Origin of the sequence: Arthrobacter sp. MYb221, assembly GCF_002979835.1 — a bacterium.
Taxonomy (GTDB): Bacteria; Actinomycetota; Actinomycetes; order Actinomycetales; family Micrococcaceae; genus Glutamicibacter.
In genome coordinates this window covers 321,119-342,900 of record NZ_PCPW01000002.1, presented here as the reverse complement: position 1 = coordinate 342,900, position 21,782 = coordinate 321,119, and the positions used below count along the sequence as shown (strand labels likewise).

Sequence of the window (21,782 nt, the reverse complement as noted above, 5' to 3'; positions counted from 1 at the left end):
CGTGGCGATGCGCCGCTCCCTTAAATAGGGGGCGGCGCATTTATTTTTCCCCGAGGCATTCTCAAGAGCGGGTTCTAACCCTATACTCGTTTAAAGATCGTTTGTGATTGTTAGTATCTTGAAAAGATCACAAAACATCAAAATGTAGATTCTGTTCGACTAGATATTGAGAATTTGATCCCGGAAGGGGAGAGCTGCCGTGAGCGAACAAGTCGTGCTGGGTGCACATATGGAGCAGGAGCTGGTTTCACAGCCAGAGATGTGGCGGCGAGCAGTGGCGCAGCAAAAAACTGAGAACCTGCTGCCTGCACCGGGTCTTAAAGTCGCGGTCATTGGCTGCGGCACTTCATGGTTCATGGCCGAGGCATATGCCGCGGCGCGCGAAGCGGCAGGCCAGGGGATCACCGACGCCTTCGCCGCCTCGGAAGCCCGAATCACCACCCGCGACTATGACGTACTGGTTGCCATAACCCGTTCAGGCACGACCTCCGAGGTGCTTCAGGTCCTTGATGACCTCCGAGGTTCCCTGCGCACGGTCGGAATTATTGGCGATGTCAACTCGCCGATCATGGAAAAGCTCGACGCGGTAGTCGAACTTTCCTATGCAGACGAGCGTTCGGTGGTTCAAACTCGCTTCGCGACCACCGCCTTGGCTTATCTGCTCTCCAGCGTGGGCATCGATTTGGACGAGGCAATTGTGCAGGCCGGGGAACTGGTCAACGCGCAGACGCCCCAGCAACTCATCGAAGCCGAACAATTCACCTTCCTTGGCCGCGGTTTCAGCGTGGGGCTGGCCCATGAAGCTGCCCTCAAAATGCGCGAAGCGGTCCAAGGGTGGACCGAGGCGTACCCGGCGATGGACTACCGCCACGGGCCAATTGCCATTGCCGCACCAAACCGGGTGACCTGGATGTTCGGTGAAGAACCGGAAGGTCTGGGCGCGCAGGTTCAGCGCACGGGGGCCATCTACGTCAATAATGATCGGCACCCGCTGGCGGAACTGGCCTACGTTCACCGCGTCACTTTAGACCGTGCGCGAGCTCGCGGTATGGACCCGGATAGTCCACGTAACCTCACTCGTTCGGTGATCTTGGAAGACTGAGCTAGCCACATGAGTGAGCATTTCCTACTTTTTGATGTCGGTGGAACAGACATCAAGGCAGCCCTTGCCGATGAGCATGGCCATTTCCTGCACGTTCTGCGCGAGCCGACCATCGTGGCTGTTGCCGAGCTGGCAGCCGCCACGCTGATGAGGCAGTTGGTTGAACTTGCGGCGAGGCTTCGCAAGCTTTCCGGGCAGACGCCGCTAGCCGCAGGGCTGGTGGTATGCGGACTAGTTGATGCCGAGCACGGCATCGGGATCTTTTCCGCCAACCTTGGCTGGCGTCGGGCGCCACTGCGCCAAATGGCAGAGCAAGCCTTGGGCCTGCCCGTCGGCTTCGGGCATGACGTCACGCTGGCGGCCCGGGCCGAACTGGAGTTTGGAAGTGGCGCTGCCGATCCGGACCTGAAACGCAGCACGGTCGTGATGATCATCGGAACCGGAATCAGTTCCGCGCTGCTTGTTGACGGGCGGATAGTCAGTTCCGGTGGATATGCGGGCGAACTGGGCCATGCGCAAGTTCCCGGAGGGCTCGATTGCAAATGTGGCAACACCGGATGTTTGGAAACTCTGGGTTCTGCGGGCGCCATCGCCAGCAGATACGAGCAGCGCACCGGCCGCCGCGGCGGGGCCAAGGAGGTCTTCGAGGCCCGCAAGGCGGGAGACAGCGCAGCGGCACAAGTCATTGCCGACGCCATTGAGGCGCTGAGCTTCACGCTCGCCCAACAATGCGCATCAATTGCGCCCGAAGGCATTGTGATCGGTGGCGGACTAGCGCAAGCCGGAGACCGGTTCTTCGAGGAGTTACAAGTTGCGTTGTATGCCAGGCTTTCATTTCATCGTAAACCTCGCTTGGTTCCAGCACAGCTCGGGGCCAACGCCGGACTGCGCGGTTCATTGATCTTGGCTCAAGAAGCATCCGAGAAAAATCAGGGGAAAACTCCATGATTCTCAGCTTCACCCCGAACCCTGCCATCGATGAGAGCTACACGGTGGAAAATCTCACGCTTGATTCGAGCCATCGAGTTCCGTTACCGACCTCCCAAGCCGGTGGCAAGGGAATCAACGTGGCCCGGGTCCTGCACTCTCAGCATCACCCGGTGCTTGCGCTCAGCCCCACCGGCGGTAACAGCGGGATTGAATTTACCGAGAATCTGCTGGGCAGCGGCCTGCCCTTCAGAAGCATCCCGGTGACCGCGTCCACCCGGCGTTCTATGGCCTTTCACGATCCGCAGGCGAATACCACGACGTTATTCAATCAGGCCGGACAGGCGCTGGACTACCGGCAATGGAAAAACATTCTTGCCGCCTATGCGGAAGCACTCGGTGCTGCCAACGCGGTCAACATTTCCGGTTCGTGGCCTCCGGGAACCGAACCGGGACTAATCGGAGAGTTCATCAACCTCGCAACCGCGCGTGGATGCCCGGTGCTCGTCGATGCCACCGGCCCATGGCTCCTGCAAGCTGCCCGGCATCATGCGGTGCTCAAGCCCAACGAATACGAATTACGCGAGGCAACAGGCTGCCAGGACCTGGCCTTGGGCGCACGCAAGCTGATCGACCTCGGAGCTACGGAGGTATTCCTGAGCGCCGGTGCGCGCGGCATCTTCCGTTTCTCCTCGGCTACCCCGGCCATAGGCCATGCGGTGTTGCCAAGGTCCCTCAGCGGAAACCCGACTGGCGCCGGAGACTCGGCCGTGGCAGCAATCATGACCGGCTACTTGCGTGAGCAAGAACCTGAATTTACCTTGCGGCTCGCCGTTGCCTGGTCTGCGTCCACGGTGCTCATGCCCACCGCAGGTGCCCTTGCGCCTGCTCATCAAGAGCTCTTCGACGAAGTCGAGTATCAAATTCTGCCGGCAAACGCCGAAATCTAAGGAGAAACGCCCATGCCATTGGTGCCCACCCGAGAAATAATGGACCTCGCACAGGCAGGGGCCTTTGGACAAGGCGCCTTTAATGTCATTCATCTAGAAACGGCGCAAGCCCTCATTCAAGGGGCCGAACTGGCGAATACCGCGTTGATCTTGCAGATTAGCGAGAACTGCGTGAAATACCACGGGGGACTAGCGCCCATTGCCGCGGCCAGCAAGGCGCTGGCCGAACTGGCCAGCGTGCCAGTGGCCCTGCACCTGGACCATGCAGAAGACGAACAGTTGGTCTATCAAGCGCTAGAGCTTGGCTTCGGATCCGTGATGTTCGACGGGGCGAAGCTGGGCTTTGAAGATAATGTCGCAGCCACCCGCCGTGTAGTTGCGGCCGCGAAACTCACCGGAACCTATGTTGAAGCCGAGCTCGGGGAGATCGGCGGAAAAGACGGGGCTCATGCTCCCGGAGTCCGGACCGACCCAGGCGAGGCAGCCCATTTCTCCTCGCTGACCGGCATAGATGCATTGGCCGTTGCTGTCGGTTCGTCGCACGCGATGTTGCACCGCGGTGCGACACTGGATCTGGAGCTCATTGGGCGGCTTAAGGAAAGTCTGGGCATTCCGCTGGTGCTCCATGGGTCCTCGGGAGTGCCCGACGAAACACTGGTTGACGGAATCCGGGCCGGGATGCGCAAGATCAATGTCTCTACGCATCTGAACGGGTACTTTACTCGGGCGGTACGGCAATGGCTCGCGGAGCATCCCGAAGCGGTGGATTCGCGCAAATACATGGCTGCCGGGCGAACCCAGATGGCAATCGAGGCAGCGCGACTGCTCAAGCTCTTTGCCTCTGCCTAAAAGCCATGAGCCGTTGTCGCGGATCGGTGGCAATCCGCCGAAGGGACAGTTCTCCGCTCCTGCCCAACCGCGTCGGACTTCAAGGCCAATTTTTGGCTCTTGCGGTTGGGCCTGCGCGTGTATTCTTCGTTGATTGCTTCTAGGGCACGCAAAATCCCACCCTGCCCAGAATCCGTAATTCTCTTCGCGGATCTCTACCCGACAGGGCTGGAACGGAACCGAGCCGGCATGAATCGTTGCACTGCCGCGCGAATGAGTACGTCCAAGGCATGCGGTGATGCCTATCCGTCACCTTACGTCCCGAACGTAGAAAAATTCATCCAGAAGTGATTGTTTATGATCTTTTAGCGCCTAGTTAGCTCTAAAAATATCATCATGAAGCCTTGACCAGTGAGCTCTATCACTACATAATCGGTGTAGGCTGATTTTTTCTGACTATAAGTCGCCAAAAAAATCAGAATCGTTCACACCGAGTAGGGTGCCGCAATGGCGCGACAATGAGGAGCAGAGATGAAACGAACTACACGTACCGCGGTGGTGGCCCTGTCTGCAACGGCAGCGCTGCTGTTGAGCAGCTGCGGTTTTTCTGGCGGTGAAAGCGATGCCTCCACAGATGCGGCGGGCGGCGAAAACACCACTTTGGAAATGCTCGTTCCTACCTACTCCACAGGCACCAAGGCCCTGTGGGAAGGTGTGATCGAAGACTTCGAAGCCGAACACAGCAACATCAGCATCAACCTCGAGGTGCAATCGTGGGAAAATCTTGAAGGCGTACTGAAGACCAAACTTCAGGGTAACCAGGCACCCGATATTTACAACGGTGGCGCCTTTGCCGAGTTCGCCGCAGAAGGACTGCTTGCTCCGGTCTCAGATGTCGCTTCACCCGAAACCATTGAGGACTTCCAGCCCGCCTTCGCAGATGCCGAAAAATTTGAAGGCACCCAGTACGGACTGCCACTGATTGCCTCGGCCCGCGCGCTGTTCTACAACGAGACGCTGATGGACGAAGCCGGAGTCCAGGACGTCCCAAAGACCTGGGATGAACTCTACGAAGCATCAAAGCTGATCAGCGAAAAGACCAAGGCGGACGGCTACGGCATGCCTCTGGGCAGCGAAGAAGCCCAAGGCGAGTCACTGATCTGGTTTGCGGGAAACGGAGGCAACTTCGGTGATGCAGATTCGATCTCCGTGGACACCCCGGAAAACCTCGAAGCCGCCGAATTCATGAAGAAAATGATCGATGACGGCGTCACGCAAAACGATCCGGGCGCTACCCAGCGCACCCCTATGCTGAACACCTTCATCCAGGGCCAGCTAGGTTTCGCCTATGCACTGCCACAGACCGTGGGGCAGATTGAAAAGGAAAACCCCGATCTGAAATACGGGGTTACCACGGTCGCCACCAAGACCGGGGAACCTGCAACCTTAGGCGTCGCGGATCGGCTGATGTCTTTCAAGAATGACGGAAGCAAATCGGCAGCCGTCAAGGAATTCATGGACTACTTCTACTCGGCCGATGTCTACACCGACTGGGTCAGCACCGAAGGATTCCTTCCAACTACCCAGTCCGGTTCCGAGAAGCTCGCCGGGGACGAAGTCCTCAAGCCATTCTTGGACATGTTGCCGAACGCGGTTTTCTACCCCACGACCAACCCCGCATGGAATGCGACCGACGGTGCTTTCAAATCGCTGATGGGCGAACTGGGTACCGGTAAGTCCGCCGAGGACGTGCTCAAGGGCATCCAAGCCAAGGCTGACGCGGCCAGCTAGCAGCCTGGGCGAATCCAAGTAACCACGCAATAAGAGGCCCGACGAACGTTTCGCCGGGCCTCTGTTGCCGAACCAAACGATACGGCCGGCCCTCGTAGTTTTCCCGTGGCGCCGAAAGAATAAAGGAGAGCAGAGCGTGAGTACCTCGTTACAGGTCACCCCGGCACCTGCCAAGAGACGCAAACGCGGTAATGACTCGCAGTCATTGCTGTCCTCAGTGCCCTGGATAGGGCCGGCTTTGCTCTTGATTTTGGCCATGGTGGTGTATCCGGCCGGTTACATGATCTACAACTCGACCCGTAAGATTTCATCGGTTGGCACCGACCTTCATTCTGTCGGATTGGACAACTTCGTCACGGTCTTCCAAGATCCGGCACTGCCTCGGATCATGATCAACACCGTGGTTTGGGTCCTCTCCGTTGTCGTGATCACGGTGCTTCTTTCATTGGCTCTCGCCCAATTCTTGAACAAGCCGTTCCCCGGGCGCACTTTTGTGCGAATGGCCGTCATCGTTCCCTGGGCCGCCTCGGTAGTCATGACCACGACAGTGTTCTACTACGGCTTGGATCCCAACTACGGAATCTTCAACAAGTTCTTCATCGACATAGGGCTCATGGACGAAGGGTTCGGTTGGACTAAAAATGCGGTCCCAGCGATGCTGGTTTCGATCGTCGTTGCCATTTTCGTTTCGATACCCTTTACCACCTATACGCTGCTCGCCGGGATGCAGGCCATCCCGGAAGAAACCCTAGAGGCAGCTCGGGTGGACGGGGCAGGTAAATGGAAAACCTACATCTTCGTGATCCTCCCGCAGCTGCGCTCGGCGCTCGCCGTCGCGGCTCTGATCAACATCATCAACGTTTTTAATAATCTCCCTATTCTGAAGGTGATGACCGGTTCGATTCCGGGAAACAGCGCCGACACGCTCATGACCTACATATTCAAGGTTCTGCAATTTGATCGCCGCTTGGATATCTCCTCAGCACTTTCCGTGGTGAACTTCGCCATTGTTGTTGTCATCGTGGCCATCTACGTCAAGTCCGTCAAACCAATGCAGGAGGTATAGAGATGGCGTTTCTCGTCACCGCCGATCGTGCCTCGCGCAAGACGGTGATCATGCGCATGCTGATCGGTGTACTAGTTGTTCTCATCTTCCTTCTGCCATATCTGGCCATGCTCATTGGCTCCATAAAAACACAGGCGGAAATCCTCTCTATTCCGCCGGATTATCTCCCTCGTGAAGGTGCACAATGGTCGAACTACGCTTCGATGTGGGCGACTCCAGAGACACCGGTCCCATATAACCTCATTTCCACGATTGTCATCTCGGTTTTCGCCACGCTGTTGGTGCTTTTGGTAGCTACCCCGGCGGCGTATTACACGGCCCGTTTTAAGTTCCCGGGCAAAATGGTGTTCATGTTCTTGGTCATTGTGACCCAGATGCTGCAGCCTGCGGTGCTTACCGCCGGCCTGTTTAAGCAGATGCTTGCGTGGGATCTACATGACACGTGGCTGGCCATGATTCTGATCAATGCGGCCTTTAACCTTGCCTTCGCCGTATGGATCATGCACTCCTTCTTCGCAGGCGTTCCGCGCAGCATCGACGAAGCCGCGCAAATCGACGGTGCAGGAAAACTGCGCGTGCTCTTCACCATCAATCTGCCCTTGGTTTGGCCGGGCATCGTCACCGCGGTGATCTTCACCTTTGTCTCCTGCTGGAACGAATTCGCAGCGTCATTGGTGATCTTGTCGACGGCCGAGAATCAGCCGCTCTCCGTGGCGTTGACGAAGTTCGTGGGACAGTACTCCACCGCCTGGCAGTACGTCTTTGGGGTTTCGATTGTCGCGATTGTTCCGGTGATCATTCTGTTCGCCCTGATTGAAAAACGACTGATCGGTGGCCTTGCCGCTGGGGCGGTGAAATAGCTATGCCAGGTAACGCGCCTGCGCTGGAAATCGTTGCAACTTCACCAAGCTGTGCCGCGCGCGCGGTGGGCGCAGGAGCCGACAGAATCGAAGCATGCCAAGCGTTGGAACTCGGCGGGCTTACCCCAAGCCCCGAACTGCTGGTCAAAGCCCTGGAGCAGTCGCCCCCGCTTGGCGTACATGCACTTTTGCGTGAGCGTCCCGGTGATTTCACCTACACTGCCGAGGAACTAGATTTGCTGGTCAGCCAGGCGCAGCGGCTTGCCTTCGAAGGAGTGCAAGGACTGGTCATCGGGGCTACGACCGCTGAAGGATCCCTAAATATCCCGGGGATTCGCGTGCTGATCGAGGCTGGGCGGCAGATCAATTCGCAAATGGAAATCACGGTGCACCGCGCCATCGACGCAACGCCCGATCCTGCGCACAGCGTCCTTGAGCTTTTGCAACTTCCGGTCACACGAGTGTTGACTAGCGGAGGACGAAGTACGGTTGGTGAAGGGCTACCCATGATCAAACGCATGGTGCAGCGTGCCGAAGGAAGAATTGAAATCATGTCCGGTGGTGGCATGAAGCCACGGGACGTGCGTGCGGCTTATGCCACAGGCATAGCGGCAGTTCATTTCTCCGCCAAAACACCTTATGCGCAGAGCCTGGCCGTTGATGAACAACAGGTTAGAGAACTACGCAATTTACTTGATGATTTGCACTATTAGAGAGCTGGATCCATGAAACGCGAGGAACGCCTGAACCATATCCTCGACCTCCTGGCTAGCAATGGCCAGATTGATGTCGAGCAGATTGTTCAGCAGCTGGAAATCTCGCCTGCGACTGCACGACGGGACCTGGACTCGCTGTCCAATGCCTCGCTTCTCACTCGAACCCACGGTGGAGCAGTCTCAAACACGGTCGCCTATGACCTTCCCTCGCGGTATCAGCGTGAAGACCATGACGAACGCAAACTTCAGATCGCAAGGCTCGCCGCTGGCATGGTTGAAGCCGATACCGTGGTCGGACTTTCTGGGGGCACTACCACTAAAGCAATAGCCATTGAACTGGGCATGCGCCAGGATCTAGTGGGGGAGCCCGGTCGTATCACCCTCACCGTAGTTACCAACGCAGTCAATATCGCCTCTTTGCTCGCCGTGCGCCCGCACATTCGCGTTATGGTCACCGGTGGGGTGCTCAACGAGCGCTCCTACGAGCTTGTCGGCCCGCTAGCGCAAAATTCGCTTGGCAAAATCACACTCGATATGGCTTTTGTAGGCATCAATGCGCTGGAACCGAGCATCGGAGCGATGGTCAGCGATGAGATGGAAGCAGCAGTCAACGAATTGATGATCAACCAGTCTCGTAGGAGCTACCTGGTGGCAGATGCTTCGAAGATCGGAGGGCATTCCTTCGTGATCTTAGATCGCGAAAACCTCACCGGTCTGATCACCGACGATCAGATCACGGACGAGCAACGGGAGGCCCTTGCCATGGCAGGGATCCCGGTCATCACCAAAACGGGAATGTCTGCGGCACAGTAAGTGCATCGGGCCAACGCTGCAGCATGGTCAGGCGCTGCAGTATGATCCGCTCGGACTCCTTGCTCAGCCGCAGCACAGCAGTCGAAGTCTATGATCGATATGTGACTGGTGAAAAGACATTGACGACGAGCGGCACTCGCATCCTGAAGATTGAGATTTTCCTCGTTCTAGGGCTCTCACTCGGACAGAGCGCCGTGTATTCGCTTATCAGCTTTGCCGACAAGGCGACTCGTGCGCCACTGCGCGAGCAGACCACATCCATGAACAATCCGTTGAACACGCGAGAATACTTTGACCTGGCGTACCAGCTCCTGGATATCCTTTTCGCCCTGCTCCCGGTGGCCCTCGCGCTCTATTTCATGCATCGAACGCTCGGACGAAGCATCAGGGACATAGGCTTCGATTTCCGTCGTCCTGGCAAGGATGCGCTGCTCGGGGTGTGCTTGTTTCTCGTCATGGGAATCGGCACGCTAGGCGTATATGCAGCGGGTCGAGCATTCGGCATCACCACAGCGCTGGCCACGGCAAATCTCGCAGACTACTGGTGGAGTGTGCCGGTGCTGGTCCTTTCAGCGGTACGCCATGCAGTACTGGAGGAAGTCGTGATGTTGGCTTTCCTCTTCGGCTACGGCAAGAGACTCAATCTTGGACCCTGGGTGCTGATTCTCGGTTCGGCCCTGCTGCGCGGAAGCTATCATCTGTACCAAGGGGCCGGACCGATGATCGGCAACTTCGCCATGGGTGTGGTCTTTGGCTGGCTCTATCATAAATACGGTCGCGTCATGCCCCTGGTCATCGCACATTTCCTGCTGGATGCCGTTGGTTTTGTAGGCTTCTTGCTCATCGGCCCGGCCATCGGCATTGGTGCCTGAGCACTTTCCAGATTCACGATGGCCCAATTTCGGAGTGCTTTTAGCAGGGGAGTGAAAATGCAGATTAGCGAGCTTCAGATGAATGGCCTTGCCGAGGTGGTCGCACTCTGGCAACGGGTGGAACTCACCCGGCCTTGGAATGATCCGCTGGCCGATGCGGAACAAGCGCTACGCAACGAGTCATCCACAATTCTTGTGGGGCACCGCGACGGAGCGCTGCTTGCCTCCGCGATGGTTGGTTTTGATGGTCACCGCGGGTGGCTGTACTACGTTGCGGTCCGTCCCGAGAGCCAGGGCCAAGGACTGGGCCAACAGATCGTTGGCGCGGCCACCGATTGGTTGCGCCGACGTTCGGTGCCCAAGGTGCAGCTGATGGTTCGCTCCGAGAACTCGCAGGTCATTCGATTCTACGAGCAGCAAGGCTACGAAACCCAAGACATTGTGGTTTTGGGCAAGCGGCTATAGGCAGAGCAGAGCCTTGCCAGTTTGAGCGCACAACTGGCATTAAAGAAGAGTAGGTGGGGGCGCCATTGCCCCCACCTACCTTCGTGCGTACCTTGTCTTACAGCACCACGGTACCGTTATCGGTTTCGAAAGTTACAGACAAGATGCCCGGGGTCCCGTTGGGTGCTTCATACTCCATGCTCACCGCACCGAGATTCACGTTTTCTGGCTGCCCCAGCCAATCAAGGACTCGGTCGCGTGAACCGGCAATGGCAATGCTCTGGATCTGGCCAGCGGGATCCAGCGCACGGGAAGGGTGCAAGTCTTCGGTGCCGGCGTCCCAGCGCAACAAGTATGGAACCTGCGGGTCCGCGATCAGACCCTTGATGCCAATCTGCTGCCAGGTGAGTTCGCGGCCGTCAGGGAACTTGCGGTTACCCGGAACCGATTTGCGTCCCAGGCGCTCTTCTGCGCTTGAGAGATCCTCAACTGAAACACACCATCCCATCCATCCGCCGCCCAGCTCGGAACGGGCACGGACCGCCTGCCCAAACGGTGCCTTGTCGCTAGCGGGGTGGTTCAGAACTTCAACTACTTCTAGGTATTGGTCATGCTTGAGCGGGAAAATTACATTGCGAGTTCCGAATCGCGGATGCACGCCTCCCTTGACGAATTCCAAGCCCAAAGCCTCGGAGATTCTTTCGGCGGTTGGCATGAGCCCGTCCGGGCCACATGCGTACGTAACGTGATCTAGCCTCATCATGTGCCCATCATGTCACTATGTGATTCAAGTCTCGACTTAGGCTACCCTAACTGGCAAACTGGCGATCGAACGCTCTGCATAAATTGCGTTATAAAAGTGCAATATGACCGATTGCGTCACTTTGAGCCACTTCATATTGCCAAGATCTTCGGTTGTCCGGCAGACTTGTGTCAGGTCATGAGTCCCAGTAACAAGCCCCGGCTTACTGGGCGGCAACCCTCCTCCGCGGTGGGGTGCCCCGGGTGAAGACCTGGCCCTCGGCACAAACTGTGTCTAGGACAAGCGCGGGTTACCCCCTGGAAAGTACCTCGACGAGGAGCTTCCTGTCGGTGTGTTTTTTAGTGGTGTACCCCCATAGTCAACAAGCTATATGGAGGAAACCATGAGTAACAACTGGTCATTTGAGACGCGTCAGATCCACTCCGGACAACAGCCCGACCCGGTTACCGGAGCGCGTGCCTTGCCGATCTATCAGACGTCTTCGTTCGTCTTCCCCAGCGCAGAGAGCGCGGCCGCGCGCTTCGCCTTGCAGGAGCTGGAGCCGATCTACACTCGCATTGGAAATCCAACCCAGGAAGCCGTCGAAAACCGCATTGCCGACCTCGAAGGCGGTGTCGGCGCACTGTTGCTCGCCTCCGGGCAGGCGGCCACCACCTTCGCCATCCTGAACCTGGCCCAGGCCGGCGACCACCTCGTTGCCAGCCCAAGCCTGTATGGCGGAACGCAGAACCTGTTCAAGCACACGTTGCGCAAGCTCGGCATCCAGGTCACCTTCGTGGCCGATCCGGATAACCTGGCGCAGTGGCGCGAGGCTGTGCAGCCAAATACCAAGGCGTTCTTCGGCGAGGTGGTCTCCAACCCGCGTCAGGACATCCTGGACATCGAGGGAATCTCGGAGATTGCCCACGAAGCCGGTGTTCCGTTGCTGGTGGACAACACCTTGGCCACCCCATACCTGATCCGTCCGATCGAGTGGGGCGCGGACATCGTCATCCATTCGGCCACCAAGTATCTCGGCGGGCACGGCACCGCCATTGCCGGCGTCATCGTGGATTCGGGGAAGTTCGACTTCGCCAAGGATCCGGAACGCTTCCCTGATTTCAACACCCCGGACGAGTCCTACAACGGTTTGGTGTTCGCCCGAGATCTGGGCGTCAACGGCATTCTCGGCGCAAACCTCGCCTACATCCTCAAGGCACGCGTGCAGTTGCTGCGCGACCTGGGCTCATCGGTGGCACCCTTCAACGCCTTCTTGATTGCCCAAGGGCTGGAAACCCTGTCGCTCCGCGTGGAACGCCACGTGCAGAATGCCAAGGAAGTCGCCGCCTGGCTTGAAGGCCATGAGCAAGTCGAGCTGGTCGCCTATGCCGGGTTGCCTTCCTCGCCATGGTTTGAGCGTGGCCAGAAATATGCGCCAAACGGTGTTGGGGCGGTCATCGCCTTTGACGTTGCCGGCGGCGCCGAAGCGGGCAAGGCATTCGTAGATGCCCTAGAACTCCATTCAAATGTGGCGAATATCGGCGACGTTCGCTCGCTGGTGATTCACCCCGCTTCGACCACCCATGCACAGCTGACCGAGGCGGAACGCCTGTCGGCCGGCGTGCGTCCGGGGCTCGTTCGGCTGAGCGTGGGGTTGGAGAACATCAAGGACATACTCGCTGACTTGCAACTTGGTTTTGCTGCGATCGCAGAGCCTGCTAACCAGGAATTGCAGGAAACCCTCTAGGCATGGCATCCATAGTGACTACCGAAGAGACTCTCGACTCGAAGAACCTCGCCGACGGACAGGACGGCATTTTGCGCCGCGCGTCCGTGGGGGAGTACACCTTCGAAACCGGTGGATACCTGCCGCGTATCGAGCTGGCCTATGAATCATGGGGGCAGCTGAACGCGGACGGGTCAAATGCGGTGCTGGTTATGCACGCGCTGACCGGTGATGCTCACGTATCGCAGGGAGATTCGCAGACCCCGGGCTGGTGGGAAGACTTTGTCGGCCCCGGGCTGACCGTTGATACAGACAATTACTTTGTCCTGGCCATCAACATCATTGGTGGTTGCAATGGATCCACCGGGCCCGGTTCGCTCGACGAACACGGCGAAGCCTGGGGCTCACGTTTCCCCTTCGTCACGATCAAAGACTCGGTGCGCCTTGAGGCACGCCTGGCCGACCTGCTCGGGGTGCACACCTGGCATACGGTCATCGGTGGTTCCATGGGTGGAGCGCGGGCCCTCGAATGGGCAGTCGAATTTCCGGAACGGGTCAAGAACGTGGTTGTCATGGCCTCCAGCGCGCAAGCTACGGCGGAGCAGATCGCATTTGCGCAGGTGCAGACCGAGGCGATTCGCCTCGATCCAAATTTTGCGCAAGGCGACTACTACGCCAACGGTGTGCGCCCGGATGCCGGCTTGGGCCTAGCCCGCCGACTGGCGCATATCACCTACCGCTCCGAAGTCGAGCTGGAGACGCGTTTCGCGCGCAAGCCGCAGCCCGGGGAACAGCCACTGGATACCTCGGAAGGTGCACGCGGACGCTACCAGGTGGAAAGCTACCTGGATCACCAAGCGACCAAGCTGGTGCATCGGTTCGATGCGAATAGCTATCTGGTGATCACCGAGGCCTTGATGAGCCACGACGTTGCTCGCGGATACGATTCGCTACGTGATGCCTTGGCCCGTCTGGCTAAGGTGAACGTGGTGGTTGCCGCGGTCAGCAGCGATCGGCTGTACTTCCCGGCACAGTCTGAACTGCTCGCTGCGTCGTTGCCGAAGCCGAAACCGGTGCATTACATCGATTCACCGATTGGCCACGATGGCTTCCTGACGGATGCCAAGCAGCTTGATCCGGTCTTGCGGGCCCTGGTTTTTGACGACTAGGAACTCGCCTAGCTAAGTATCCAAACATAAAAGGAACGCAGTTTGATCCACCAGTAAGCGGTGCATCAAACTGCGTTCCATTGTGCGTTGTGGGGCTCAGTCCTGCATGGGGGCGCTATCCCCAGCGCCCAATGACTCATTCGGCGGTGGCAGGGTGAACGGGGTGGGTACCGGGCGTTTGGCCGTCACCCCGTCACCGGAAGACTGGTGTCGAATGCGGCGCAAAACCCATGGCGCAAAGTACTCGCGTGCCCACTGCAGATCTTCGATTCGCGCTTCGCGCCAGCTTCGTGGCGCGTTGTCCAGCTGAGCATTCAAGGACAGCTCGTGGGGTACGTTCAACGCATCCAAGGCCATCGCGGCGATGAGCTGATGTCCCAGTGGAGAGAAATGCAGCCGGTCGGGGTCCCACATGCGTGTTCGGCGCAGCTCATTCAAGGCCCAGAGGTCGCCCACCACGGCATCGTAACGTTGCGCAATTGCCCGCACGTTTTCGTTGTATATGGCGACTTTCCCGCGTATGCCGCCAAGGACAGGCGTATCGCGAATATCGGGTCCGGTGAGCAATAGTATTGTTGCGCCGGTCTTGCTCAGATCGCTAATCGCCCGCTCTAGCTGTTCGGCGATTCTGTCCGGATCGCCGCCGGGGCGAATGACATCGTTTCCTCCAGCGCAAATGCTGATCAAGTCTGGTTTGAGATTTATTGCCGGGGTCACTTGTTCGGAAATGATCTGGCCGATCAGCCGCCCACGGATGGCCAAGTTTGCGTAGGAAAAGTCCGGAACGGTGGTGCTCAACTGTTGGGCGAGACGATCTGCCCAGCCGCGGTGCCGCCCCGGGTTCTGCGGGTCGGGGTCCCCGATACCCTCGGTAAAGGAGTCTCCCAGCGCCACGTACCGGCGCCAGGGGTGACTTGTTTCGTGAGCGGGGAGGGATGATTCGGACGCAGAATTTTCAGACACAACAATATTGTTACTTTTCGGTAACTAGCTGTCAATGGCGTCAGCGGGAGGTCACCCCAGCAGCGCCTTGCTGCGAGTCGCGGCGTATTCTTCGCGGGTGATGATTCGCCGAGCGAGCAGATCATCTAGCTCTGCGAGTTTCTGCTCCAAGTTCTTATTCCGCGCCAACAGGTGAGCGTTGGCCGGCAGTATTCCTGGATCGGACTGCGGCGAGTAGTATTTGGCCCCGGATTGCTTGGTTGACTTGAAATTACGCACAAGCAAGAAGGTGGTAGCGGCCGCCATGAGGACAAAAAGAGCGACGATGGCTCCGAAAGCAAAAGGCATCGCGTTAAAGAGCGTGTCAAGAGCGCCAAAGCTTCCGGCGGAGTCATCATCCACATAACCGAAAGGAGTCGAATCATTGAGCTCGCTGAGCTCATCAAATTCTTCCTGAGTGAGTTCTGTAATTTCTGCTGCAACCTCAGTGATATTCATGTCATCCAATATGTTCGCTCCGCGCACGTCGGGTAGCTCTCAATGCGTTGTTCGGAATGCCGCAACGCATGTTGATATCGTTAGTCAACCATGGATCTTTCAGCCTTCCCTTATTTATTCCAAACGTTACATTATTGTAATGGCGACCCAGACGGTGAATCGATTTGCCGAATCCCTGCTGGCATCTGGTTGACTTGATGCGTGAGTGAAAATATCTGGAATCCCACCGTCATTTGGTCCCGGCCCGAAGCCGAAAGAGCCGGCACGCCGCTATTGGTCTTGCTTCATGGTTATCTTTCCAACGAGGAAGATCTCATGGGGTTGGCTCCCATGCTTCCCGAAGAGTTCACCATCGTCTCGGTGCGTGCGCCTCAGGCGCTGGGGCCCGGCTTCACGTGGTTTCCGCTGATGCAAGACCTGGATTACTCCTTCGATGAGGTGAAGGCCGCAATCTCGGACCTGTGGAGCTGGCTCGAACCGATCACCAGGCAGCACTCTTCGGTGAGCCTGCTGGGCTTCTCGATGGGCATGGCCGTGGCAACTTCGCTGTTGCGGCATCGGCCGGAGGCGATCACGGCAGTTGTCGGCCTTTCGGGGTTTGCGGTGCCGGAAGAGGGCAGCGGCTTCTTCCAAGACGAAAAGCTGCGCCAGATGCGCAAGCCACTGTTTTGGGGCCGTGATCAGGATGATCCGGTGATTACCGCCGAAAAAATTGAATACACGCACGGGTGGGCCACCAGCGACGTTCATGTCACCAAGGTGCTCTACTCGAATATGCTGCACTCGGTGAACGCGCAGGAGATGGCGCACGTGCATGAGTTCCTCAGCGCCGTAGTACTCCAAGGAGCTGCAACCTAAACGCCTTGTATCAACCTATTGACACAAGGCGTTGCCTCCTGCTTGTATTGTTCCAATGATACAAGCGGGAGGCCGGTGTGCCTCTCATCACGTGAGGAATTCACATGAGCAACGTCTTGCCGTTCTTGGTGCTAATAGGATTCGGGCTTGCCCTGACCTTGCTGATTCGTCGTGGCGTGTTATCGCAGCGGCGGGCTGACCTGGTGAATCTGGCGCATCGCGGCGCCGCCGCCGAAGCGGGAATTGCGGGGAAGGTACTGCGAGCCGTGCGTGCACGGAACATGGCGGCGCTGATAGTTGCGCTACTTGCTGGCACTTGGGCAATTTACCTCAATCAAGCTTTCCCGAAGGCCAATGGGCTGCAGCTTGTCGCGGCTCCAGTCGGCATCTGGATACTGGTAGCCATTGTTTTTATCATCTTCCCCATCCCGCACGATTTCGCTAGTGCCGAAGAAGGGAACGGCGCGCGTGTCAGCGCAGACCTCACTCCGCGATCGACGGGAATGTTTGGCCCGGCTTGGGGGATAATTGTCCCTGGAGTGATGCTCGGTGCCACCCTGATCGGACTGCTCGTTGCGGGCTTAGCATCCTCCCCGGACGAACGGGGGCGATACCGCATGCTGCCCTATGCTTCCGCCAACGGCGCCAGTCTCGACGAAAACATGATGGTCACCGAGGTGTCGCTCGGTGACGGCGCCACGGGGCCATTCCCCGGCTGGTACTACGGAATTCCGCTGCTGGTGTTCCTCGTGCTGGGGGCGCTACTGACCTTGTGGGCGTTGAACCGCAATGCTCGGCGTCCGAGCCTGCGCAGCCCTGCGCTCCAAGGTTTCGACAACGCGGTGCGCACACATAATGCTTACGTGCTGAGCACCGGGTTCAGCGCAATGCTTTGTTTTCAGTTGTTGCCGTTGCTCGCCATGGCTGCGTCAGCCATCTACAACGCTGGTTACACGCTGAATTTTGTAGTTGGCGAAACCTACACACGCGGAGCCCTACCCGAAGGTTCCACGGACCTGTGGAACGCGGCACTGGCATTGAGCCTTGCGGGCCTGGGGCTGTTGGTGCTTGTCGTCGGTGCAATACTTCTCGGTCAGCTGGCTGGCTGGATTGCCACGATTTTCAAGGCGACGGATAAGGAAATAGGGGAGGGGGTAAGCGCGTGATCACCCTTGACCCTTCGGATCCCAGCGGGCCATCCGAACAAATCAGAGCCCAGCTTGCCGCGATGATCCAAGGTGGGGAGCTCGCCGCCGAGACGAGGCTACCTCCGGTGCGGCAGCTCGCAGGTGACCTGCGTGTTGCCGTAGGTACGGTGGCCAAGGCGTATAAGGAACTTGAAATCGCCGGCCTGGTACGCACCGGGCGAGCCAACGGAACCCGAGTGAATCCGGGACAGATTCTCACCACCGCGCTGCTCTCCGAAACTCGCGCACTCGCTGGCAACGCAAAGGCCGCCGGCCTGAGCCTCGCGGAATTGCAAAGACTCGTGGCGGCGGCCTGGAACTCCTAGCCGCCGCCACAAAGGGGTGTTCAACTACCTCGAACTAAGCTGTTTCGACAACGACGGATTCGCCTTGGACGGTGACCTTGTCGCCTTGGCGCATCTGAGCGCCGCGGCGCGTTTCGACCTTGCCGTTGACCCGTACAAGGCCCTCTTCGATTAGTTGCTTTGCGTGAATGCCGTCTTCTGCCAACGAAGCGAGCTTGAGCAGCTGTCCCAGACGAATCGATTCGTCGCGGATTTGGATGGAGAATACCTCGGAATTTGCCATGCTCCTATCATCGCGCACATCGGACGGCGCGCATAAATGAATTTCAGGAAAATCCCGTATCTGTGGTGGAGCCGACAGCGCATCGTCCGAGGCATGGCTAAATCTGGCATTCCGCACGACGGCGGCAGATTTCTGGGCGCCCGAGAGCGCGGAACCGGCGACCGCCCAAACGATGCCCGGCGCGAAGCGCGAGGGAATATCCCTTGGTGTGCGCCAGCCCGAGCAGACACGATAGGCTTAACCGGTATGTGTTTCCTACGGACCGCAACCAGCGGCCTCGTACTTTCCTTTGGAGTTGAAGATGGCGCCACAGTCCAAGCTTGATCAGGTTATTTCCCTCGCGAAGCGTCGCGGATTCGTTTTTCAGGCTGGTGAAATTTACGGTGGTTCCCGATCCGCATGGGATTACGGGCCATTAGGCACCGAGCTGAAGGAAAATATCAAGCGTGAATGGTGGCAGAGCTTCGTGCGCGGACGCGAAGACATGGTGGGGCTCGACTCCTCCATCGTCCTGCCTAAGGCTGTCTGGGAAGCCTCCGGACACGTCAAGACCTTCACCGACCCGCTGGTCGAGTGCACCCAGTGCCACAAGCGCCACCGCGAAGATCACCTGATCGAGGCATTCGTAGCCAAGAAGGGCCGTGATCCAAAGGACGGCATGAGCGAGATCGCCTGCCCCGACTGCGGAACCAAAGGCCAGTTCACCGAGCCGCAGCAGTTCTCCGGCCTGATGAAGACCTTCCTCGGCCCGGTGGATACCGAAGCCGGCATGACCTACATGCGCCCGGAAACCGCGCAGGGCATCTTCGTGAACTTCGCCAACGTGCTCAACGCCAGCCGCAAGAAGCCGCCCTTTGGCATCGGCCAGATCGGCAAGGCGTTCCGCAACGAAATCACCCCAGGCAACTTCATCTTCCGCACCCGCGAGTTCGAACAGATGGAAATCGAGTTCTTCACCGCTCCGGAAGACGCCGATCAGTGGTTCAAACACTGGGTTGACACCTGCTGGGCCTGGTTCCTGGATCTGGGCATCAACCCGGAGAACCTGCGCCAGTTCGACGTGCCGGAAGACGACCGCGCCCACTATTCGGCTGGCACCATCGACTTCGAGTACCGCTTCGGCTTCCAGGGCTCGGAATGGGGCGAGCTCATGGGCGTCGCCAACCGCACCGACTACGACCTGACCAGCCACAAGGATGCTTCGGGTTCCGACCTGTCGTACTTCAACCAGGCCTCCGGCGAACGCTACGTGCCATTCGTGATCGAGCCTTCCTTCGGCCTGACCCGTTCCATGATGGCTTTCCTGGTGGATGCCTACACCGAGGACGAAGCACCGAATACCAAGGGCGGCGTGGACAAGCGCACCGTGCTGAAGCTGGACCCGCGCCTGGCGCCGGTCAAGGCGGCCGTGCTGCCGTTGAGCCGCAACGAATCGCTGTCCCCGAAGGCCAAGGACTTGGCCGCCGAGCTGCGCAAGCGCTGGAATATCGATTTTGACGACGCCGGGGCCATTGGCCGCCGCTACCGCCGCCAGGATGAGATCGGCACCCCGTTCTGCATCACCGTGGACTTCGATACTCTCGATGACCACGCGGTCACCATCCGCGAACGCGACACCATGGCGCAGGAACGCGTGGCCCTTGACCAGGTCACGACCTACCTATCCGAGCGTCTGAACGGAGCCTAGAGCGCATGAGCGATCTAGCATTCCGCGCCTGGCGTTCGGGCGATGACCTCGAATTGCTGCAGATCTTCGGCGATCCGCTGTCTCCGCAGGCGTACCAGGACCGCACCATGCTGCGCGAGGACAGCGATGCGCCGTTCTCGCGCACCCTGGTGGCAACCAGCGAATCCGTAGCTATCGGCGCCGGCGTGATCTTTGCTTCCTCGCTGCACCCGCAGCGTTTGTGGCTCTACGTGGAGGTGGCCCCAACCCACCGCCGCCAAGGCGTGGGCACCGAGCTGGTGGCGCAGCTGCGGACTTTGATTCCGGCCGGGGAAAGCACCGAACTGAAGTCGCGGTACACCGTGACCGCCGGCGACCCGGCGCAGGCCGCCGGCGGTTTCTGTGCGGCCCTCGGACTGGGAGAGATCCAGGTATCGCGGGACGTCATCCTGGAACCCGGTGCGCTGGCCGAACCGGACTTTGACAACAACGACCGGGTCATCGAGGATATCGCTACCGGCAGCGTCGAATTGACCAAGCTTGTCATGGACTTCTACAACGCCACCCACCAGTGGGACCCGGCGAAGATGACCGTGGGCTCGGCGCAGAAGATGCTGCTCGACGAAAGCACCGGTGCCCAGGGCGCCATCGTGCTGCGCGACAAGCCACGCAGCGAAGGCGGAAAGATCCTGGCCTTCGCGATCAGCTATATCCCGGCCCGCGAGGAATCACCCACCGACGTGCTGGTGGGCTCCAACCCGGCATTCAGCGATGACCAGGTGGCCGAGTCGGTTCGCGACCTGGTTGCCATGCTGGTTTACCAATACCCGGTGAAGCTGGAGGTCGACTCGTCGATGTTCGTGCTTTCCTCCTTGGTGGATGCGCTGGCCACCGTTGAGCAGGCAACAATTATCTCAACGACGCACATTCTGGCGAGCGACTACGCCAACTAAGTAGTTCCCAGGCGGGACCCGGCAGGGTCCCGCCTTTGCTTTCCCCGCAATGCATTTGCCCAGTATCTGAGAAAGAACCACGAGTGAACAATTCGCTTAGCACCACCTTGAGCCCCGGCCTGAAGCTGGTGTATCTGCTGATCGCCGTGGCCACCGGACTGCTCATGCCGATTCAGAGCCGCGTCAACGGTGCCTTGGGTGTTGAGCTGGGCGACGCGGTTGCCGCCGCGCTGGTCAGTTTTCTGGTGGGGCTGGTGGCATTGACCATCATCCACCTTGTGGTCCCCGGCGCCCGCCGGGCCGCGCGCTCGGTGCCCCGCGTCATCCGCGAGCGTCAATTCCCGTGGTGGTATCTGGCCGCCGGCGCGGTAGGCGGATTTGTGGTGGTCAGCCAGTCGGCTGCGGTTCCGTTGGTTGGCGTGGCGCTATTTACCGTGAGCCTGGTGACCGGCCAGACCGTCGGCTCGATGATCGTGGACCGGATCGGCTTCGGTCCGGCAGGGCCACGAAAGATCAGTGCGCTGCGCTTGGCCGGGGCGGCGCTCACGGTGATCGGAGTAATCTGGGCCGTCAGCCCACGCATTAATACGGACATTGAGCTGACCACGCTGCTGCTGCCCATGATCTTCTCACTCGTGGTGGGCATACTCATGGGATTCCAATCGGCTTCCAACGGGGTGCAGGCCCAAGCCTATGGCACCCCGATAACCGCTACACTGATGAACTTTGTCGTGGGCAGCTTGATGCTCGCGGTGATCTTGCTGGTGCGCCTGCCCGCTGTTTCCCCGCTCGGGGCCCCGCCAAGCCAATGGTGGTTTTACGTCGGCGGGCTGCTTGGATGCGTTTTTATCGGCGTCTCCGCATTCATGGTCAAGCATCTGGGGGTGCTGTTCACCGGCTTGTGCATGATCTGCGGCCAGCTGCTCGGCTCGCTCCTGATGGATTTGCTGGTACCCACCGACGGGTCGCAGATTAGCTTTGCCACGGTAGCCGGCACCGTGCTGACCCTGCTCGCGGTAGCGCTCGCATCGGTCAGCGGCACCGGAAAACTCACCCGCAAGCGCAACTAGGCGGCCTCGGCTTC

23 protein-coding genes and 1 riboswitch are annotated in these 21,782 nt (G+C 58.8%); of the genes, 19 read left to right on the top strand and 4 right to left on the bottom strand.

Annotated elements, in window-relative coordinates:
• Positions 1-229: 229 nt before the first annotated feature.
• The 11 genes from CQ015_RS04030 to CQ015_RS03980 all read left to right on the top strand — a co-directional run bounded on the left by CQ015_RS04030 (position 230) and on the right by CQ015_RS03980 (position 10,390).
• Positions 230-1,102: an SIS domain-containing protein gene (locus CQ015_RS04030; protein ID WP_374955680.1), complete on the top strand. Its 873-nt coding sequence runs from the start codon at positions 230-232 to the stop codon at positions 1,100-1,102.
• A gap of 9 nt (positions 1,103-1,111) precedes the next feature.
• A complete protein-coding gene (locus CQ015_RS04025) occupies positions 1,112-2,050 on the top strand; it encodes an ROK family protein (protein ID WP_105649431.1) in 939 nt (312 codons plus the stop codon).
• Entirely contained in the window at positions 2,047-2,979 is a 933-nt protein-coding gene (locus tag CQ015_RS04020) for a 1-phosphofructokinase family hexose kinase (RefSeq protein WP_105649430.1), read from the top strand. Before CQ015_RS04025 ends, CQ015_RS04020 begins: the two co-directional genes overlap by 4 nt.
• Positions 2,980-2,991: 12 nt before the next feature.
• Positions 2,992-3,828, top strand: a complete 837-nt coding sequence (locus CQ015_RS04015) for a class II fructose-bisphosphate aldolase (protein WP_105649429.1) — start codon at positions 2,992-2,994, stop codon at positions 3,826-3,828.
• A gap of 510 nt (positions 3,829-4,338) precedes the next feature.
• Positions 4,339-5,598 carry an extracellular solute-binding protein gene (locus tag CQ015_RS04010; RefSeq protein ID WP_105553775.1) on the top strand — a complete coding sequence of 420 codons (1,260 nt, stop codon included), beginning with the start codon at positions 4,339-4,341 and terminating at the stop codon, positions 5,596-5,598.
• Between the two features lie 136 nt (positions 5,599-5,734).
• Positions 5,735-6,664 carry a carbohydrate ABC transporter permease gene (locus CQ015_RS04005; RefSeq protein WP_105569895.1) on the top strand — a complete coding sequence of 310 codons (930 nt, stop codon included), beginning with the start codon at positions 5,735-5,737 and terminating at the stop codon, positions 6,662-6,664.
• Between the two features lie 2 nt (positions 6,665-6,666).
• Entirely contained in the window at positions 6,667-7,524 is an 858-nt protein-coding gene (locus CQ015_RS04000; protein ID WP_219844281.1) for a carbohydrate ABC transporter permease, read from the top strand.
• A 2-nt stretch (positions 7,525-7,526) separates the two neighbouring features.
• Complete coding sequence (locus CQ015_RS03995; RefSeq protein WP_105649428.1) at positions 7,527-8,237, top strand: copper homeostasis protein CutC; 711 nt, start codon at positions 7,527-7,529, stop codon at positions 8,235-8,237.
• 12 nt (positions 8,238-8,249) lie between these two features.
• The gene (locus CQ015_RS03990) at positions 8,250-9,053 is read left to right on the top strand and encodes a DeoR/GlpR family DNA-binding transcription regulator (protein WP_105569897.1); all 804 of its coding nucleotides are present in this window, start codon (positions 8,250-8,252) and stop codon (positions 9,051-9,053) included.
• A gap of 119 nt (positions 9,054-9,172) precedes the next feature.
• Positions 9,173-9,925 carry a CPBP family intramembrane glutamic endopeptidase gene (locus tag CQ015_RS03985; protein ID WP_374955679.1) on the top strand — a complete coding sequence of 251 codons (753 nt, stop codon included), beginning with the start codon at positions 9,173-9,175 and terminating at the stop codon, positions 9,923-9,925.
• Between the two features lie 57 nt (positions 9,926-9,982).
• Positions 9,983-10,390, top strand: coding sequence for a GNAT family acetyltransferase (locus CQ015_RS03980; RefSeq protein WP_105649426.1), 408 nt, complete (start codon positions 9,983-9,985; stop codon positions 10,388-10,390).
• 97 nt (positions 10,391-10,487) lie between these two features.
• On the opposite strand, the gene CQ015_RS03975 is transcribed toward CQ015_RS03980, so the two are convergent.
• Positions 10,488-11,132 carry a VOC family protein gene (locus CQ015_RS03975; RefSeq protein WP_105553769.1) on the bottom strand — a complete coding sequence of 215 codons (645 nt, stop codon included), beginning with the start codon at positions 11,130-11,132 and terminating at the stop codon, positions 10,488-10,490.
• Between the two features lie 173 nt (positions 11,133-11,305).
• Positions 11,306-11,423, top strand: a riboswitch (SAM riboswitch).
• Positions 11,424-11,514: 91 nt separating this feature from the next.
• Between CQ015_RS03975 and CQ015_RS03970 the strand changes: the two genes are divergently transcribed.
• Both CQ015_RS03970 and CQ015_RS03965 read left to right on the top strand, forming a co-directional pair.
• Positions 11,515-12,858, top strand: a complete 1,344-nt coding sequence (locus CQ015_RS03970; protein WP_105649492.1) for a bifunctional o-acetylhomoserine/o-acetylserine sulfhydrylase — start codon at positions 11,515-11,517, stop codon at positions 12,856-12,858.
• A 2-nt stretch (positions 12,859-12,860) separates the two neighbouring features.
• Positions 12,861-14,006, top strand: coding sequence for a homoserine O-acetyltransferase (locus CQ015_RS03965; protein ID WP_105649425.1), 1,146 nt, complete (start codon positions 12,861-12,863; stop codon positions 14,004-14,006).
• 96 nt (positions 14,007-14,102) lie between these two features.
• On the opposite strand, the gene CQ015_RS03960 is transcribed toward CQ015_RS03965, so the two are convergent.
• Positions 14,103-14,969 carry an SGNH/GDSL hydrolase family protein gene (locus tag CQ015_RS03960; RefSeq protein WP_105553766.1) on the bottom strand — a complete coding sequence of 289 codons (867 nt, stop codon included), beginning with the start codon at positions 14,967-14,969 and terminating at the stop codon, positions 14,103-14,105.
• A 51-nt stretch (positions 14,970-15,020) separates the two neighbouring features.
• On the bottom strand, positions 15,021-15,446 hold the full coding sequence (locus CQ015_RS03955; protein WP_105649424.1) for a hypothetical protein: 426 nt from the start codon (positions 15,444-15,446) through the stop codon (positions 15,021-15,023).
• Positions 15,447-15,647: 201 nt separating this feature from the next.
• Here CQ015_RS03955 and CQ015_RS03950 point away from each other — a divergent pair, with 201 nt between their 5' ends.
• The 3 genes from CQ015_RS03950 to CQ015_RS03940 all read left to right on the top strand — a co-directional run bounded on the left by CQ015_RS03950 (position 15,648) and on the right by CQ015_RS03940 (position 17,817).
• Entirely contained in the window at positions 15,648-16,304 is a 657-nt protein-coding gene (locus tag CQ015_RS03950; protein ID WP_105649423.1) for an alpha/beta hydrolase, read from the top strand.
• 104 nt (positions 16,305-16,408) lie between these two features.
• The gene (locus CQ015_RS03945; RefSeq protein ID WP_105649422.1) at positions 16,409-17,470 is read left to right on the top strand and encodes a hypothetical protein; all 1,062 of its coding nucleotides are present in this window, start codon (positions 16,409-16,411) and stop codon (positions 17,468-17,470) included.
• Positions 17,467-17,817, top strand: coding sequence for a GntR family transcriptional regulator (locus tag CQ015_RS03940; protein ID WP_105569905.1), 351 nt, complete (start codon positions 17,467-17,469; stop codon positions 17,815-17,817). Before CQ015_RS03945 ends, CQ015_RS03940 begins: the two co-directional genes overlap by 4 nt.
• 34 nt (positions 17,818-17,851) lie before the next feature.
• On the opposite strand, the gene CQ015_RS03935 is transcribed toward CQ015_RS03940, so the two are convergent.
• Entirely contained in the window at positions 17,852-18,079 is a 228-nt protein-coding gene (locus CQ015_RS03935) for an RNA-binding S4 domain-containing protein (protein ID WP_105553761.1), read from the bottom strand.
• Positions 18,080-18,380: 301 nt separating this feature from the next.
• Between CQ015_RS03935 and CQ015_RS03930 the strand changes: the two genes are divergently transcribed.
• From CQ015_RS03930 to CQ015_RS03920, 3 genes are all read left to right on the top strand, one after another.
• Entirely contained in the window at positions 18,381-19,766 is a 1,386-nt protein-coding gene (locus CQ015_RS03930) for a glycine--tRNA ligase (protein ID WP_105553760.1), read from the top strand.
• Between the two features lie 5 nt (positions 19,767-19,771).
• Positions 19,772-20,698 carry a GNAT family N-acetyltransferase gene (locus CQ015_RS03925; protein WP_096287471.1) on the top strand — a complete coding sequence of 309 codons (927 nt, stop codon included), beginning with the start codon at positions 19,772-19,774 and terminating at the stop codon, positions 20,696-20,698.
• Between the two features lie 83 nt (positions 20,699-20,781).
• A complete protein-coding gene (locus CQ015_RS03920; RefSeq protein ID WP_096287469.1) occupies positions 20,782-21,768 on the top strand; it encodes a DMT family transporter in 987 nt (328 codons plus the stop codon).
• Positions 21,769-21,782: the final 14 nt, after the last annotated feature.